This is a genomic window from Paenibacillus marchantiae, from assembly GCF_028771845.1.
In the GTDB taxonomy this organism is placed as follows: domain Bacteria; phylum Bacillota; class Bacilli; order Paenibacillales; family Paenibacillaceae; genus Paenibacillus; species Paenibacillus marchantiae.
Genome location: NZ_CP118270.1, coordinates 6,860,697 through 6,877,700, shown reverse-complemented (window position 1 = coordinate 6,877,700; position 17,004 = coordinate 6,860,697). Strand labels below are relative to the sequence as shown.

Sequence of the window (17,004 nt, the reverse complement as noted above, 5' to 3'; positions counted from 1 at the left end):
ACCAAGTTAACGGATAGGTTATGTTAATAAAAAATCTATAATTCATTAAATCATTAATTCAATGAATCAATGACACCTGTATACACAGAGGGGGAAGCTATATGAACAGGTCTATCTCATGGATGAAATATATGGCATTGGCGGCAGTATTGGTGCTGGTATTATCCGGTTGCGGAGCGGCAGGTAACTCGAACAGTTCAGTTCAGGCTTCTGGTGGGGAGCAGGCGGCTGGGCAAGCAGAAGGTGGGAACCTGACCTACGCACTCGCCACATCGCCGGATACGCTGGACCCGCATCGAAGTGGCCTTGCCGTAACCGTACGCGCGATCCGAACGATCTATGACAATCTGGTGGTACAGCTGCCGGATGGTTCCATTAAACCTTGGCTCGCCAAGGAGTGGAGTGTATCGGAGGATGGCAAAAGTTATACGTTTAAACTGCGTGAAGATGTGAAGTTCCATGATGGCACACCATTTAACGCGGAAGCCGTGAAGTTCAATCTGGATCGGGTAATCGATCCGGCCACCAAAGCCGCCAATTCCCTTGCCCTGATTAGACCTTATAGCTCCTCAGAGGTCATTGATGAATACACTATTAAGGTGAATCTGGAACAACCTTCGCAAGCTTTTCTCGGTAACTTGAGTCAGGCCTTGCTAGGAATCGTATCACCTACAGCCGCCAAGAAATATGGGGATCAACTGGGTAAAAATCCGGTGGGGACTGGTCCGTATACCTTCGTGAAATGGGATGAAAATGCGGATATCGTTGTCGCCAAAAACAAGGATTACAGCTGGGCTCCCGCAACCGTTGAAAACGAAGGTGCCCCGCATATTGATACGATTACGTTCAAAATTGTACCGGAAGAAGCAACGCGTATCGGCAGTGTTCAGAGTAAGCAAGTACTCGCAGCGGAGACTGTTCCGCCGCAAAATATTGCTGCCCTGAAGAACGATCCGAACCAGCAATTGCTTCAAGCCAATACCGTTGGCTTGCCGTATACCCTCTTCTTCAATCTGCGCAAAGCGCCTTGGGATGATGTGAAAGTCAGACAGGCGGTGCAATCTGCAGTTGATGTGGAGTCCATCGTGAAGACACTGTATCTGGGCAACTACGAACGCGCGTGGTCTGCACTGTCTCCGGGAATCCTCGGTTATGATACTTCTCTGGAAGGAAGTATCAATCCGGATATCAACAAGGCCAATCAGCTGCTTGATGAGCAAGGTTGGGTCAAGGGAGCAGATGGCATTCGTGAAAAAGATGGTAAGAAGCTGACCCTGCATTATGTGGACGGTTCGCCGAACCGGGAGAAGCGTAACGACATTGCAGCGATTATTCAGCAGCAACTCAAGCAGGTGGGTATAGCTGTTGAGGTTGAAATTACGAAGGACGTTGCTACGGTCATTTATCAGAACTGGGATTATGATCTCTATGGCAACAGCCAGGTCAATTCTGATCCGAATGCGCTCTATGCCTTCTATCATACGAGTGCAGAAGGTGAACGTCCGACTTTATCCGGTTTATCTGATCCGAAGATCGATAAACTGCTGGAACAGGGAGCGGTGGAGACTGATCCGGATAAACGCGTGGATATCTATAATCAGATTCAACAATATTTGATCGAGCAGGCTGTAATTTTGCCAATCTATGTGTTCCCTTATACGGTGGCTGCATCCAAGTCGGTGCAGGGCATCAAGTTTGATTCACTCGGTTATCCGTTGTTCAACGATGTTCGGATTCAGCCATAATACGAAACGTCAATTATGCAGACAGGAAGGAGACGACCCGGTATGGTTCAAACGATACTGACAAGACTTGCTACATCGCTTCTGGTTATTTTGGGAGCTTCGGTGTTGGTGTACTGCATCATGTATCTGCTGCCGGGTGATCCGGTCCTGCTTATGCTGGACCCGTCATCGGCAACACCCGAGATGATTCAGAATCTGCGGGTTCAGCTGGGTCTGGATCAGCCGTTTTACATCCAGTTTGCCAACTATTTCGGAGACATGCTGCGCGGCGATTTCGGCAAATCAATGATCAATTCCGACCCGGTGCTGCCCAAAATATTGGAACATTTCCCTGCCACACTGGCGCTGACCGCGCTCAGCTCAATCATAGCGATAACCATTGGTATTACGCTCGGCGTATTGTCTGCCATTCATCGTAATGGCGTGATTGATTTCATCGCCCGGCTCGTTGGATTGTTTGGCATCTCCATGCCCACCTTCTGGACCGGCATTCTGTTGATCCTGTTGTTCTCGGTTCAGCTCGGCTGGTTCCCGGCGATGGGCTCCGACGGATTCAGTTCATTGGTGCTTCCTGCTGCAACACTAGGCCTCGTCGGTGCGGGTTTCATCGTACGTATGGTGCGTAACAGCATGCTGGAAGTGGTGAACGAGCCGTTTATCGTAGCATTGCGAGCAAAAGGTCTTTCACAGCGAACCATCATGTACGGTCATGCACTGCGTAATGCACTGATTCCTGCGGTGACGGTCATCGGCATGTTGATTGGTGATTTGCTTGCAGGAACCGTCGTGGTGGAGACGGTCTTCTCCAGACAGGGCATAGGCAGAATCATCGCGGATGCGTTGATGGCCAAAGACCTGCCTGTTGTGCAGGGCGTAGTCTTTTTCACAGCAATTATCTATGTCGTGTTGAATTTACTGGTGGATATCTCTTATGCGTACATTGATCCCAGAGTTAGGCGTGCAGTCCGAACGTGAGGACGGATGGAACAGTCTGAAACATCTGAACGCGTAGTGAGGAAGGAGGAGTCTTATGAGCATGAAACCATTGGTGGGTGACGAAAAAGGTTGGACGGCCAGAACAGGGCGTTTACGCCTCTGGAGTCGCCGTCCCCTGCGTCAACGCGTCTCATTCACGGTATCCCGTTTATTCTTTTATGCAGCTTTGCTGGTCGTGGTGTTTACCGTCACTTGTGCAATCGTGCCGGCATGGATTGCACCTTATGATCCAACTCAGATGATGACGGATGCCATCCTGCAGGCTCCCTCTGCTGCGCACCTGTTTGGGACCGATTATTTTGGCAGGGATATCTTCAGTGTGGTTGTGCATGGCAGCAGGGATTCACTGCTGATTGGATTTGCCTCGGTGCTGGTGGGTGGTATTGTGGGCAGTGCTCTTGGCATTATTGCCGGCTATGCAGGAGGTGTTTTGGACACAATCACCATGCGTGCCGTCGATATTCTGATGGCTGTTCCAGGCGTGTTACTGGCATTATCCGTTGCGGCAGCGTTGGGACCTGGACTGCTTAACATTGCACTGGCTGTTGCGGTATCCTCCATTCCAGGATATGCACGGGTGATGCGTGGGCAGGTCATGTCCGTTAAAGGTTTGCCTTTTATTACAGCTACACGTTCACTTGGGGGCTCCAATGCCCGTATTTTCTGGAAGCATGTACTGCCTCATTCGTTGTCACCTTTGCTGGTTATGGCGACGCTAGGCGTGGGTACCTCCATTCTGACAGGCTCCGGGCTCAGCTTTCTTGGACTTGGTGTGTTGAAGGAAATTCCGGATTGGGGAGCGTTGCTCTCGCAAGGGAGAGGTTATCTGACGGTTGCCTGGTGGATCTGTACCTTCCCGGGACTTGCAATTACCATGTTTGTGCTGGCGGTTAATCTGATTGGAGACGATATTCGCGATCGGTTGGACCCCAAAGTAAATGGAGCGGCTTGACCGCTATTCCAAGGAGGAATCATGATGTCACATGTCGTTATTATTGCCGGATCGCCTTCCAAACGTTCGCGTCTGACAGGCCTTACGGATTACAGCAGCAATAAATTAAAAGAGGCAGGCATTACCGTTGAGGTGATTCATGTAGCAGACCTGCCAGCGGAAGATCTAGTGCAGGCCAAGTTTGATAGCTCATTCATTCGTGATGCGCTTGCTGTTGTCGAAGCCGCAGATGCAGTCATCGTGGCAACACCGGTATACAAAGCATCGTACTCAGGTGTGCTGAAGCTGTTCCTGGATCTGATCCCTCAGGAAGGACTGCGGGGCAAGCTTGCTCTTCCATTAGTCATCGGCGGCTCGATTGCCCATCTGCTCGCCATCGATTATGCATTGAAGCCTGTTCTGGCAGCACTTGGCGGAAGACATATTCTCGGCGGAGTATATGCAGTTGATCAGGGAATTGATCGACTCGATGACGGAAAATATGTGCTTTCGGCGGACATTACTACAAGATTGAATCGTTCCCTGGAAGAATTGATATTGACTCTGGAAAAAGAATGGTATTACGATATCATAAAACCAAGTAAATTCATTGGATAAATAGATATAGATAACGTCTGCGGACGTGGATTCGGGGGGCGCTTATGAATATTGAGAACATTGAAGCATTTGTATACATCAATCATTACGGAAGCTTCAATAAGGCTGCCGAGGTACTCTTTTTGTCCCAACCTTCTGTCACCGCTCGTATTCAGTCCCTTGAACGTGAACTCGGCTGCAAATTGTTTGACCGTCTTGGCAAACAGATTGTGCTCACGGAAGAGGGGAGAAAGTTCCTTCCCTACGCCCAGCAGGTGCTGCAAGTGATTCAGAAGGGCAGACAGAAAATACAGCAACGCCGTACGACGCCCGATGCACTTCGACTCGGCAGTACGGTATCCGTATCTAACTATGTCATTCCCGACTTTCTGCCCAAAATCAAGGAAGCTTACCCTGAGGTGAACATCAAACTGACTACAGCGACGACGGACCAACTCGTCGCCAAGCTGCTGGGTCAGGAAATCGATCTTGCTTTTGTGCGGAAGGTCATGCATCCTGCGATCCGTACGGTTGCTTTTTATGAAGATCCAATCCAGTTATACGTGTACAAAGGCCATCCATTTATTGAACGCGGGCATGTCAGCATGGAGGCGATCAGGAATGAACAGCTGGTCTTTTTTGAATGTGGTTCACTGGACTGGCTGCGCATTCACCGGGCCTTTGACTCGCTGGAGCACCCGCCGGATATTACATATCACGTTGATAATTCGGAAACGGCGAAGAAGCTGGTGAAGCAAGGAGCAGGTATTGCTTTTCTCCCAGGTCTGACAGTGCAAAAGGAAGTGCAGGATCAGGAGCTGTTTCCTATTCAGGTACATGAGGTTGCAGGTGTATCATTGCAGATCAGCGTCGTTACGTTAAAAGAAGAACATTCGCCTTTTGCAGAGCCTTTCGGGGAACTGCTGCGGCAGCTATAGAGACTTATTAACGGAAGTAAGAACGGATTTTAAAAAGTCAGGTTCGGCATGATCGAAGGAGGAGAATAGGATGGGTATTCGTGTTGGCATATTGGATCAAACCCCGATCTATGAAGGGGAGACGCCGATTGATGCTTTTCGGCATACGATTGAATTGGTACAGCGGGCTGAACAGCTTGGATTTCATCGTTTCTGGGTATCGGAACATCATGATTCAGGTCATGTTGCCGGCTCCTCACCGGAAGTGCTCATTTCCCACTTGCTGGCGCATACAGAGCGGATTCGTCTCGGTTCTGGCGGGTTGATGCTGCAACATTATAGTCCTTACAAAGTGGCCGAGAACTTCAATGTGCTTTCTGCGCTTGGTCCGGGGAGAATTGATCTGGGTATTGGACGTGCACCGGGAGGATTGCCCCGCTCCACGCAGGCACTACAGCAAGGGATTCAGGAGGCCGCTTCACTGAAAGAGAAAATCAATCAGGTGAAGCAGTTCATTCATAATGAACCGTATGAAGACGAAACACATCCTTTGGCCGGCTTGAGCGCTGCGCCGGTATCCGAAATCCCGGCCGAGCTATACGTGCTTGGAGCAAGTATCGATAGCGCAGGCATGGCGGCAGAATTGGGACTGCCTTATGTATTTTCATTGTTTATTAATAGCAATACGGAGGTTGCTCTGGAGGCTCTGCGAACTTATAGGGAACAATTCGACCGCTCACATGGACGGGAGCCATATGCCATCCTCGCTATATCATTGATTGTGGCGGAGAGTGCGGAAGAAGCCGAAGGACTGGCAAGTGAACATATGCTGGTCAAGATCCATCTGGAGAATGGCAAGGTATTGACGGTTGGTTCCGTGGAGCAGGCGGAAGAATTCGGACGGCAATCGAACGAGAAGTATCGGATCGAGATTCTGGAGCCAAGTGTGACGAGAGGTACGAAGGAAACGGTTGGTTCGGCTCTGGTGAAATTCCAGCAGGATTTTGCCGTGGACGAACTGATTGTTACCACAGCGACACGTGATTTTGCCAAACGCATTCGTTCATTTGAATTATTGCGTGAGGCGCTGGATGAGCAGGGACTGGGCGAATTTGCGCATGAGTCGACACCTGCGCAAGCGGTGATCGGTTAGGCATATATATGTTATAGAGCATACCTGTTGAAGTGACCCGTGAATATATTAACCCATCTTACATGGCACATACGATGATAAAAGGAGGCAATATCGTGAGCAGTGATCTGAAACAGCCTGAGCAACAGGCAGAGCAAGAAGAACAAAGCCGCAAGCATGAAATTTACGTTGGGCAGGATGAAGAATTCGCAGAGCACTTAACCGCGATTCGGCGACATTTGCATCGTAACCCCGAGCTATCCGGAGAGGAACGGGAAACGACAGAAGCCATTCGAGGCTGGTTGGTGGAGGAAGGGGTACGGATTGCAGATGAATATTCGCTGCGAACGGGCCTTATCGCTGAAATTGGGCAGGGCAATGGCCCGGTAGTGGCCTTACGCGCAGATATTGATGCCCTGCCGATCCAGGAAGAAACGAAGCTGGAGTATGCCTCGCAAATCGCTGGCCGAATGCACGCCTGCGGTCATGATGCACACACCGCCATTTTGATCGGTGCTGCACGATTGTTGAAACAGCGAGAGTCCCGGCTGCCGGGCAAGGTTCGTTTGATTTTCCAGCCTTCGGAGGAGAAGGCGACGGGGGCACGGCAGGTTATTCAGAGCGGAGCGCTATCCGAAGTTCAGTCTATTTTTGGGTTGCATAACAAACCGGATCTGCAGGTCGGTACGGTAGGTATCCGTGAAGGAGCGCTGCTTGCAGCGGCAGATGGTTTTGTGGTTAAAGTGGAGGGTGTCGGAACCCATGCGGCAGTTCCGGAAGCGGGCATTGACCCGATTGTGGTGGCCTCTCATATTGTGACTGCATTACAGGCCATCGTGAGTCGTAATGTTGGAGCACAGGAGAGCGCCGTGATCAGTGTGACCAAAATTAACAGCGGCACCGCTTGGAACGTCATTCCTGAAGAAGCCATATTGGACGGCACCGTGCGTACCTTTGACGAGAAGGTGCGTGCCCGGATTCGCGAGCGTTTCAATCAGGTGGTTGCCGGTGTCGCAGCAGCCTATGGGACACGGGCTACCGTGCGCTGGATTCAGGGACCACCTGCCGTGGTCAATGATGCGTCATTGGCTGCAGCGGCTGAGCAAGTCGCGAGCGAGGTGGGGTTGAACAGTATCCGACCGATACCTTCCCCGGCTGGCGAAGATTTTTCCTTTTACCAAAAGGAGGTTCCGGGACTGTTCCTCTTCCTCGGAACGTCAGGCCCACACGAATGGCATCATCCTGCATTCGATGTGGACGAACGGGCACTGCCGCTTGGCGCACATCTTCTGGCAGCGCTGGCTGAAGAGTCACTGCAAAAGTTGCAGTCAAATGGCGAGTAACTGATAACTGCTAGTTAAATACGTGAATACGTAAGTACGTGAATAATGAATAAGATAATATGCTAATACAATAGCGAATGGACGTAAAAAACGGTGACCTCAATCAGGTGGCCGTTTTTTGCAGTTTCCGTATTTTTAATTTAGTAGTTGTGGTTCTCCATATTGTATGAACGAAGAGTGCGGGATCAATCTGACATCGGGCGCAGCAGACCACGGCTGATCAGCAGTGTAGTCATGCTGTTTGCTTCATACGTATTTGGAGCCACCACGACCTTTCTTCCGCTGTATATGGTATCCACCGTGAAGGAGAGCGGGGGTGTTTTTAACGATGACCTATTTGTCATATATGCTGCCTGCCGATTCCAGATATGAGACAACAACGATCGGAGGACGATCCGTGACCCAAGCGGCCACCTCGCGCGAGAAAAACAAAAATGATTTGACAACATGGTTCAACAGGATTATAGTCATTGTTGTTAATCGTAATAATTACTATTAAGGTCAGAGGTATATGGACCACAACCATAAGGAGTAGATACACATGACACAAAAGCAGGTTCCGGTAACTGTTCTTAGCGGTTACCTCGGTTCAGGTAAAACAACCGTTCTTAATCACGTACTGCACAATCGGCAGGGGCTCAAGGTCGCCGTCATCGTTAATGACATGAGTGAGGTCAACATCGATGCCGCTCTGGTGAAGGGTGAGGCGACGTTGTCGCGCACCGAAGAAAAGCTGGTGGAGCTGTCCAATGGCTGCATCTGCTGCACCTTGCGGGATGATCTGATGCAGGAGATTGAGACGCTGGTGAACGAAGGCAGGTTTGATTATATCCTGATTGAATCCACAGGCATCAGTGAACCTGTGCCGGTAGCACAGACCTTTACATATGCAGACGAGGAGTCAGGTATTGATCTGACAAGTCTGGCGAAGCTGGATTGTCTGGTAACCGTCGTGGATGCCCATCGATTCTGGCATGATTTTGCCTCAGGGCAGAGTCTGCTGGATCGGAACCAGGCCACAGGTGAGGAAGATACCCGCGATGTTGTGGACCTGCTGATTGATCAGATAGAGACTTGTGATGTCCTGTTGCTGAACAAATGTGATCTGGTCGATGACGTGGAGCTGAACAAGCTTGAAGGTGTCATCCGCAAGCTTCAGCCTAAGGCCAAAATCATTCGGACTGTGAACGGACAGGTCAACCCGTCTGAAATTTTGAGTACAGGTCTCTTCGACTTCGAGAAAGCAAGCATGTCCGCCGGGTGGATTCAGGAGCTGGAGAAGGAATCCCATACACCGGAGACCGAGGAATACGGTATTGGCTCCTTCGTGTATCGTCGTCGAAAACCATTCCATCCTTCTCGTCTGGCTGAATTCATGAGCTACTGGCCGGAAGAAGTGGTGCGTGCCAAAGGGCTGGTCTGGCTCGCGGCTAAAGGGGATGTTGCTGCAAGTCTGAGTCAGGCGGGATCGTCGATTCAGTTTGGCCCTGCCGGACATTGGGTTGCGGCATTGCCGGAAGCTAATAAGGAAGAAATTTTGCGTGCGGAGCCAGATGTGCTGGAGAAGTGGGATGCGCAGTGGGGGAGACCGTCAGACCGAGCTGGTCATGATCGGGATTGAAATGGAGCGCGTCATCATTGAAGACGAACTTGACCAATGTCTGCTCAGTGATGAAGAAATGCAGGCCGATTGGGGGCATTTCGACAATCCTCTGCCTTGGCCAGTTGAAGTCGTATAAAAAATAAATTTATAAAAGGAGCTGTAAACCATGGCTAAAAAATCAAAAGTGGTACGTGAAAAACAACGTCAGGCAACCGTAGCCAAATATGCGGAGCTGCGCCGGGAACTGAAAGAAAAAGGGGATTATGAAGCGCTGCAGAAACTGCCGCGCAATGCTTCCCCAACCCGATTGAAAAATCGCTGTGAACTGACAGGCCGTCCGAGAGGATATTTGCGCAAGTTCAAGGTATCGCGGATTGTGTTCCGTGAGCTGGCTCATCAAGGGCAAATTCCGGGCGTCACGAAGTCAAGCTGGTAAGACACATGCATGATCCATTTGATTATGATTGTGTAATTGTTGGAGGGGGGCCAGCGGGGATCGGCATGGCCTCTGTCCTGCAGGATCTGGGAATGCCTCGTTTTACTGTGCTGGAACGCAGTGAGGTGGGGGCAACTTTTCTGGCGTGGCCGGAGGAAATGCGTCTGATCACCCCTTCGTTCACAAGCAATGCCTACGGCATGATGGATCTGAACGCCGTGGCTTTGAATACGTCTCCAGCGTACACACTGGGAACAGAACACCCGACAGGGTTGGAGTATGCGAAGTATTTGCAGGTGGTGAGCCAGTTCAAGAAATTGCCTGTGCAAACGGGAGTAGATGTTTCGGAGGTTATTCCGGAGGAGAAAGGCTTCAGGGTCGTGACATCCAATGGACAACTGTGGACACGCTATGTCATCTGGGCAGCAGGTGAATTTCAATATCCGAGACTGGACCGGTTTCCTGGGGCTGAGTATGGTGTGCACAGCAGTTTATTTTCCAGCTGGACGGCGGTTCAGGGAGAAGAATGTGTCATCGTTGGTGGCTATGAGAGCGGTGTGGATGCAGCTATTCACCTGAGTAAACTGGGGAAAAACGTAACGGTAATCGACCGTAATGGACGAGGACTCGCCAAGGGCAGCAGTGATCCAAGTGTGGAACTAAGCCCCTATACGAAGGATCGCCTGCGCGCGGCGATGATGGATATGCGAATACACATGATGCAAGGTTATGAGGTCAAGTGGATTGAACCGGATGAACCGGGCGGTTATGTTCTCTATTGCGAGAACGATTCCGGAGAGTCCCGATTGCTTAAGACGGGTCAGGCTCCTATTCTGGCGACCGGGTTCCGCAGCAGTTTGCACCTGATTGAGAATCTCGTCGAGCGCAACAAGGAAGGTCAGCTGCAATTGGGAGCGGCGGATGAATCGACGATTGCCCCCGGACTGTTCATTACTGGACCACAGGTCATGCATGGTCAACTCCAATTTTGCTTCATTTATAAATTCAGACAGCGCTTTGCGGTTGTGGCTCAGGCCATGGGTGAGAGGCTCGGGCTGGATCTGGCTCCGCTGGAAACCTATCGCAATGAAGGCATGTTTCTTGATGATCTGTCCTGCTGCGGTGAAGACTGCACATGCTGAATTCGGTTGTGGAGCAACCCGAAGAACTTCGTAAAGTGGTGCTGGTTGGCTTCGAATCCGCGGGCAAATCGGCTCTGTTTCGGGGACTTACGGGCAGAGATAGAGGCGAGGAATCCAATGTTCGGGGCTCCACGGTGACCGTCCGCAGGGCGGAGTTGCTTGAGCACCAGCTTGAACTACTCGATACACCTGGAATCCGGATGAAGGATGACAGTGTTACGACCATGCTGACGTTAAATCAGCTCGCAGCTGGTGACACAGTAATCTTGGTCATCCGCGGCACGGATGTGGTGCAGGAACTGCCTTTACTGCTCGGTATGCTGGATGTCACAGGAAAAAATGCTGTATTGGTGCTTACGTTTGCCGACAAATGTGGTCCGGGATTATCGGCTCAGGTTAACTATTATCGTAAAGGTCTGGGCATTTCCGTTCTGCCGCTCAATACAAGGGAAATGGATGGAAACACCCAAGACCTGATATGCCGGGCGATTGTTGCCGCCAGACCAATGAAGAGGCATCCGGAGCTCGCATCACCTCCTGAATCGCCTGTGGACGAACCGCAGACAACGATGTTTGAGCATACGGTTTGGGGACGTTTTGTGGCTTTGGCTGCACTGGTATTATTATTTGCAGCACCGGTGTATGTGGCCTATCTGTTCTCCGGCTGGATACAACCGCTCGCAGATGCCTGGATTCTTGAACCGCTCCATCGCATGACTGCGGGATTATGGAGCCCGCTGCAGGCGATAATGCTTGGAGATTACGGCATGATTAGTCTGGGCTTGTATTCGTTTATATGGGCCTTTCCGGTCGTATTCCTGATTGGGTTCAGTGTGGCGGCGACGGAGGAGAGCGGACTGAAAGATGGATTACCGACTCGCTGGATGGGTGGATGCGCAAAATCGGCATGAACGGCAAGGATCTGATTCCGGTCCTCAGTGGTTTTGGGTGCAATGTCGTGGCTGTGTTCCAGAGCCGTACCTGCAGCTCCTGTACACGAAAGGCCTGTGTTTCAATGATTTCCTTCGGTTCTGCTTGCAGCTACCAGATAGGAGCTTCTCTATCCATATTCAGTTCCGGCGGCAAGCCGTGGCTGTTCTTTCCTTATATGCTTGTACTGGTACTTGCGGGTGCAATTCATACACGTCTGTGGAATCGAAATCGGCTGGATGACACGCTCCCGTTACATGCTAACCGGACCTTTCTGCAAAAGCCATCATGGCGCTCTGTTAGCTGGCGCGTTCGGTCTGTCATGAAGCAGTTTCTCGTGCAGGCGATGCCTATTTTCATCGGTATTTGTGTGGTGGCTACGTTGCTGGAGCAGACGAGGATATTGTCTGCCCTGACTGGCGCGTTGACGCCGGTACTTGCGATCTTTCATCTGCCGGGCGATGCCGCAGGCGGCATTCTGTTTTCCATTTTGCGAAAAGACGGATTGTTGGTGCTGAATCAGGATCAGGGTTCCTTCGTTGAAGACTTGAGCGGCGGGCAGCTGTTTATTCTTGTGTACCTGGCTTCCACGTTAACGGCATGTCTGGTGACGATGTGGACCATTCGCAAGGAGTTGGGAGCAGTCTTTGCCATGCAACTGGCAGGCAAACAGCTCGTAACGTCACTGGGCAGTGCATTTATACTGGTATGGCTATGGAACTGGATTGCATAACGATGTTGATGAAAGGGTGTGATCTCCATGTTGGACTTGTTTACCATTCGAAGAATTCAATCGGTGATGAACGGTTATATCCATGAGAAGGTCCCGGCACCACTGCGCACCATGGTGAAATTAACGTATGAGATGAATGACAATGAACTGATTTTGACCGAGGAAAGGCCTGCTGAAGAACGATATCAGTGGGACAAACTGCATATTGCCCGATTTTACTGGGAAGAGAATCAGTGGAAGGTATATGCCAAAGACGGACACAGTAGCTGGAATGTGGTAGACGTTATTGAGCCTTGTCCTGATTTTGAAGATCTGCTAGAGCAGGTTGAGCGGGACGAAGCGGGTCTGTTCTGGCGCTGAATGCGCGGTTTTTAACGCAAATATGTGCTGGAGGGAGGGTTTGCAATGCAAAAGGTACAACAGAATAACAGGATTAGCCGAGTAGTGAACGATTCTTTTATCATGCCGGATAAAACTGAGCGCTTGCGGTTATTCGGCTCCGTTGATCCGATACAGGGAGGTAAGCCTGTACGGAAAGAAGAGATGCAAGATTTGCAGAATAGCAAAAATGATTTTCTATTTGAGCTGCAGCAAGTCGGTATTGATCAGGTGAAGTATCCTTTGGATGTCATTTCGGCCAAAGATCCCGTTCGATTGTCCAGCATCGGAACGTTCCGGCTGACGACTTCGCTGGATCGCGAATCGAAAGGCATTAACATGAGCCGCTTGATGGAGCAGCTTCAGCACAGTCGCGGTGAAGGGTTAAGTGACCGGATTCCGGATCTCGTTGCGCTGACGCAGCAGATGGCCGAACAGATGAATCAGGCGAAGGCAGAGCTGAAAGTGACCTATCCCTGGTTCTACGAACGAACCGCCCCCGTAACCGGTTTGTCTGGACTAAATCATTCTTTGGCTACGGTTCATGTCATCTGGGAAGCTGGAAAATCTCCTGTTCTGAGAACAGGTTTACATATACAGGTCACGACGTTATGCCCATGTTCAAAGGAGATCAGCGAATATAGCGCGCACAACCAGCGGGGGTTATTGCGTATCCAGGTACAAGCCAACCCGGGAGAAGCGCTGCCGGGCTATTGGAAGGAAGAGCTGTTGAATGTGGCGGAATCCAATGCAAGTAGCTGTCTTTACCCCATACTCAAAAGGCCTGATGAGAAACGGGTCACGGAACGTGCATATGAGAACCCGCGATTTGTGGAAGATATCGTCAGGCTGGTGGCGGCAGATCTGTATGAGAAGCACTGGGTCAATAAATTTAAGGTAGACTGCAAAAATGAAGAGTCCATTCATCAACATGATGCCGTAGCTCGTATCGTATATGACAAGTCGAGATAACGATAGTGTGAGGGATAAGGAATTCATTTTATTTTATATCACTTTACAATATGAAGAGAAAACAGAAGAACCACCGTCAGAGCTTCAGCGGCGGTTCTTCTGTTTTTTTTAGCGATCCTATGAGCAATCCAAGTGCCATTGCACTAGACTTCATACAAAATTTCACCCGTTCGGGATACATCATACCCATCAAATGATTGCAGTTCCTGCCTGAATTCCGGTGATTGCAGAATGCGCAGTACTGATTCTATCCACGCTTCGTTCCCTTGTTTCTTCAGCATGACCAGATCGTAACGTTCCTGAACAAGTGGAATAAAATCAACCTGACCGACAAGTCGTGCAGCCTTCTCGCTGCCGATCCCTACATCGGCTTCGCCGGAACTGACCTTGGCAACTACACCCATGTGACTGGTTTCTTCCACGTCATACCCAATCAGCTGGGAAGCAGGGATACCATGCAGACGCAATTGTTCATCCAGTAATACACGTGCACCCGACCCTTTCTCCCGGTTAGCCAATCGCAGCTCAGGCTGCTTCAGATCTGTCCAGTTTTGCAAGCCCCGCGGGTTACCTCGTTGCACATACAGCCCGGCAGGCCGTGTTAGCAGATTCACGACGACATATGACCAGCCAATCAGGATTTTGCGAATGTAGGGCAGATTATATTCTCCTGTATCTCCATCCAGCAGATGGGTACTGACCAGATCGGATTCCCCACTGTACATGGAGATCAAGCCATCGAGACTGCCCATGAACGAACGCAGTGGACGAATATCCCGTGTGTGCTTTTCCATATATCGCATGAGAATATCGAGGCTGACATCCTGTCCTGTAATGACCAGATGACGGGCCGAATGGGCTGGCGAAGGATTGCCCGTCATGGAGGTAAAGGCTGCGAATGTCCCTCTGGATAGAGGCGAAGCATTTGCAGCGGAATGAACGACATGATTGGTCGGATCACTTCCCGTCCCGAAATGAGATTCAGTGGGGTGAACTGAATCCACAGCGGCCCGGTGCGCTGGCGATTGAAGCTGCTTGGAGCGCTGTTTATAAGCCTCCAGATCGGTGGCGTCAACACGCATTTGTTTGCCGACGCGATAAGCGACGAGGTCTCCCTTTTTAATCAGATCGTAGACCGTCAGTTTGGATATTTTGAGTAGCTTGGATATTTCTTCGGTGGTATAGGATTGCTCCTCCGTCATCAGTGAAGATCCTCCTTCAAGGTACAGATCATATAACGTTTCGTTCATCAACGCTTATCATCCCGGATAAACGCTGGGGTCTCTTGTACTATACCATTAACAGCCAGAGAGGATAAACTCGCCCACCACAATTCAGCTATCGATGGCTTGCCCATCAACAGACACGTCAAAGACTACCTTCCTATTTCAATGATCTTATGTATAATGAAATATAATTAATTATATCTAGTTATAACTAAACATAACATCGGGGGAGAAGTAGATGAAAAAGAGTATTGGATATGTGTTGGGGAGTATGTCACTTGGACTGGCTCTCGTATTGGCCGGTTGTGGTGCAAGCACAGACAGTAAAGATACATCCACAGCAATGGAACAAACGGGTACAACACCAGCGACATCAGGTGAGAGTTCAACGGCTGGGGCAACAGATCCTCAGGAAAAGGTGGAGCTAACGATCTCAGCGGCAGCCAGTCTCACGGATGCCATGAAGGAAATTGAAACGAACTTTGAAGCCGCGAATCCCAATGTGGAGCTTAACTTCAACTTTGGTGCATCCGGTGCATTACAACAGCAAATTGAACAAGGCGCGCCAGCAGATGTTTTTGTATCGGCTGCGACCAAAAATATGAACGCGCTCGTGGATGAGAAGCTGATTGCATCCGGTGATCAGACGAATTTGCTCCAAAATTCATTGGTAGCCATCATTCCAGCGGATCGTTCAGATACCGTAACAAGCGAGAAGGATCTGACGGCTGATTCTATCAAGACCGTAGCGATTGGTATACCGGAAAGTGTGCCTGCAGGAACCTATGCGAAGGAAGCACTGACCAATGCCAAACTGTGGGATCAGTTGGAAGGTAAGCTTGTACAGGGCAAGGATGTCAGACAGGTTCTGCAATATGTAGAAACAGGCAATGCGGATGCGGGGTTTGTGTACAAAACGGATGCACTCACTTCTGATCAGGTGAAAATTGCTTTTGAAGTGGACAAGAACAGCTATACACCAGCCAATTATCCAGTAGGGATTATTGAAGGTACGAAGCATCGGACAGAAGCAGAACAATTCTACACGTATTTGCAAACGCCTGAAGTGCTTGATGTATTTGCTAAATACGGGTTCTCCATTCCGAAATGAATGTGAGCGCAATAGACTGGGCGGTATTCTGGCCACCGGTTCGTCTTTCTCTTCAAGTTGCGTTGCTGTCCAGTGTGATCGCAGCAGTGTTTGGCATCGCTGTGGCCTGGAAGATGTCGCGTACCTCGTTCCGTGGCAAAATTTTTCTAGAAACGGCATTTATGCTTCCGCTTGTGCTTCCGCCGACCGTGGTCGGATTCATCTTACTCGTGTTACTGGGCCGTAAGAGCCTGCTCGGACAGTGGATTGAAGCCATCTTTTCCGCACCTGTCATTTTCTCCTGGTGGGCTGCCGTGATTGCCTCGGTGGTGGTGGCTTTCCCATTGGTATATCAGACGATGAAATCCGGCTTTAGCGGGATTGATAAGGATCTGGAAGATGCAGGCCGCTCCATCGGAGCGAATGAATGGCAGGTATTTCGTTATATCTCACTTCCGCTTGCAGGGAGAGCGTTGATGACGGCGTTCATCCTGGGTTTCGCTCGTGCACTGGGGGAATTCGGGGCCACACTCATGATCGCAGGTAATATTCCGGGCAAAACGCAAACCGTACCCACTGCGATCTATGTTGCTGTGGATTCGGGCAATCAGACGATGGCCTGGATGTGGACCGGCTCTATTATTATCATTTCGTTTATCATGCTGCTCTTAACCAGACAGCCGCGCGACGGGAAGGCATGATGCGGGCTATATAAAGTGAAAGCGATAAGGATTAGCATTCAAAAACCCGCTCAAGGAATCTTTCCTCGGAGCGGGTTTTCATTTACACAGGCGGCGTATATCGTATATCATGTATGTTTACGTTCGTCCAAG

Annotated in this window: 17 protein-coding genes and 1 pseudogene; 17 read left to right on the top strand and 1 reads right to left on the bottom strand. The window is 50.2% G+C overall.

The window, feature by feature from the left end; genetic code table 11:
- Positions 1 to 101: 101 nt before the first annotated feature.
- The 15 genes and pseudogenes from PTQ21_RS30945 (at position 102) to folE2 (ending at position 13,855) form a co-directional block, all read left to right on the top strand.
- Positions 102 to 1,745 carry an ABC transporter substrate-binding protein gene (locus tag PTQ21_RS30945; protein ID WP_274568389.1) on the top strand — a complete coding sequence of 548 codons (1,644 nt, stop codon included), beginning with the start codon at positions 102 to 104 and terminating at the stop codon, positions 1,743 to 1,745.
- A 42-nt stretch (positions 1,746 to 1,787) separates the two neighbouring features.
- Complete coding sequence (locus tag PTQ21_RS30940) at positions 1,788 to 2,720, top strand: ABC transporter permease (protein WP_062324145.1); 933 nt, start codon at positions 1,788 to 1,790, stop codon at positions 2,718 to 2,720.
- Positions 2,721 to 2,775: 55 nt separating this feature from the next.
- Positions 2,776 to 3,693: an ABC transporter permease gene (locus PTQ21_RS30935; protein WP_177031251.1), complete on the top strand. Its 918-nt coding sequence runs from the start codon at positions 2,776 to 2,778 to the stop codon at positions 3,691 to 3,693.
- Between the two features lie 24 nt (positions 3,694 to 3,717).
- The gene (gene ssuE, locus PTQ21_RS30930) at positions 3,718 to 4,290 is read left to right on the top strand and encodes an NADPH-dependent FMN reductase (protein ID WP_274570593.1); all 573 of its coding nucleotides are present in this window, start codon (positions 3,718 to 3,720) and stop codon (positions 4,288 to 4,290) included.
- A gap of 44 nt (positions 4,291 to 4,334) precedes the next feature.
- Positions 4,335 to 5,207 carry a LysR family transcriptional regulator gene (locus PTQ21_RS30925; protein WP_063566647.1) on the top strand — a complete coding sequence of 291 codons (873 nt, stop codon included), beginning with the start codon at positions 4,335 to 4,337 and terminating at the stop codon, positions 5,205 to 5,207.
- Between the two features lie 70 nt (positions 5,208 to 5,277).
- On the top strand, positions 5,278 to 6,339 hold the full coding sequence (locus tag PTQ21_RS30920; RefSeq protein WP_274568386.1) for an LLM class flavin-dependent oxidoreductase: 1,062 nt from the start codon (positions 5,278 to 5,280) through the stop codon (positions 6,337 to 6,339).
- 95 nt (positions 6,340 to 6,434) lie between these two features.
- Positions 6,435 to 7,661: an amidohydrolase gene (locus PTQ21_RS30915; protein ID WP_371129280.1), complete on the top strand. Its 1,227-nt coding sequence runs from the start codon at positions 6,435 to 6,437 to the stop codon at positions 7,659 to 7,661.
- A gap of 328 nt (positions 7,662 to 7,989) precedes the next feature.
- Positions 7,990 to 8,160: a hypothetical protein gene (locus tag PTQ21_RS30910; protein ID WP_176854759.1), complete on the top strand. Its 171-nt coding sequence runs from the start codon at positions 7,990 to 7,992 to the stop codon at positions 8,158 to 8,160.
- 42 nt (positions 8,161 to 8,202) lie between these two features.
- Positions 8,203 to 9,400 (top strand): annotated as a pseudogene (locus PTQ21_RS30905) (GTP-binding protein).
- A gap of 30 nt (positions 9,401 to 9,430) precedes the next feature.
- Positions 9,431 to 9,700, top strand: coding sequence for a 30S ribosomal protein S14 (gene rpsN / locus PTQ21_RS30900; protein ID WP_063566651.1), 270 nt, complete (start codon positions 9,431 to 9,433; stop codon positions 9,698 to 9,700).
- A 5-nt stretch (positions 9,701 to 9,705) separates the two neighbouring features.
- Positions 9,706 to 10,842, top strand: coding sequence for an NAD(P)/FAD-dependent oxidoreductase (locus PTQ21_RS30895; protein WP_090954642.1), 1,137 nt, complete (start codon positions 9,706 to 9,708; stop codon positions 10,840 to 10,842).
- Positions 10,836 to 11,753: a GTPase gene (locus tag PTQ21_RS30890; protein WP_274568382.1), complete on the top strand. Its 918-nt coding sequence runs from the start codon at positions 10,836 to 10,838 to the stop codon at positions 11,751 to 11,753. Before PTQ21_RS30895 ends, PTQ21_RS30890 begins: the two co-directional genes overlap by 7 nt.
- Complete coding sequence (locus PTQ21_RS30885; protein WP_274568381.1) at positions 11,735 to 12,505, top strand: nucleoside recognition domain-containing protein; 771 nt, start codon at positions 11,735 to 11,737, stop codon at positions 12,503 to 12,505. The genes PTQ21_RS30890 and PTQ21_RS30885 overlap by 19 nt, the downstream gene beginning before the upstream one ends.
- 27 nt (positions 12,506 to 12,532) lie before the next feature.
- The gene (locus tag PTQ21_RS30880) at positions 12,533 to 12,865 is read left to right on the top strand and encodes a DUF3024 domain-containing protein (RefSeq protein ID WP_090954638.1); all 333 of its coding nucleotides are present in this window, start codon (positions 12,533 to 12,535) and stop codon (positions 12,863 to 12,865) included.
- Positions 12,866 to 12,910: 45 nt separating this feature from the next.
- On the top strand, positions 12,911 to 13,855 hold the full coding sequence (gene folE2 / locus PTQ21_RS30875) for a GTP cyclohydrolase FolE2 (protein WP_176854757.1): 945 nt from the start codon (positions 12,911 to 12,913) through the stop codon (positions 13,853 to 13,855).
- Between the two features lie 143 nt (positions 13,856 to 13,998).
- Here the strand turns inward: folE2 and PTQ21_RS30870 are convergent, their stop codons facing one another.
- On the bottom strand, positions 13,999 to 15,057 hold the full coding sequence (locus PTQ21_RS30870) for a helix-turn-helix transcriptional regulator (protein WP_274570592.1): 1,059 nt from the start codon (positions 15,055 to 15,057) through the stop codon (positions 13,999 to 14,001).
- A gap of 262 nt (positions 15,058 to 15,319) precedes the next feature.
- Between PTQ21_RS30870 and modA the strand changes: the two genes are divergently transcribed.
- On the top strand, positions 15,320 to 16,192 hold the full coding sequence (gene modA / locus PTQ21_RS30865) for a molybdate ABC transporter substrate-binding protein (RefSeq protein WP_274568380.1): 873 nt from the start codon (positions 15,320 to 15,322) through the stop codon (positions 16,190 to 16,192).
- Complete coding sequence (gene modB, locus PTQ21_RS30860; RefSeq protein ID WP_170867947.1) at positions 16,189 to 16,872, top strand: molybdate ABC transporter permease subunit; 684 nt, start codon at positions 16,189 to 16,191, stop codon at positions 16,870 to 16,872. Before modA ends, modB begins: the two co-directional genes overlap by 4 nt.
- The last annotated feature ends 132 nt before the right edge of the window (positions 16,873 to 17,004 follow it).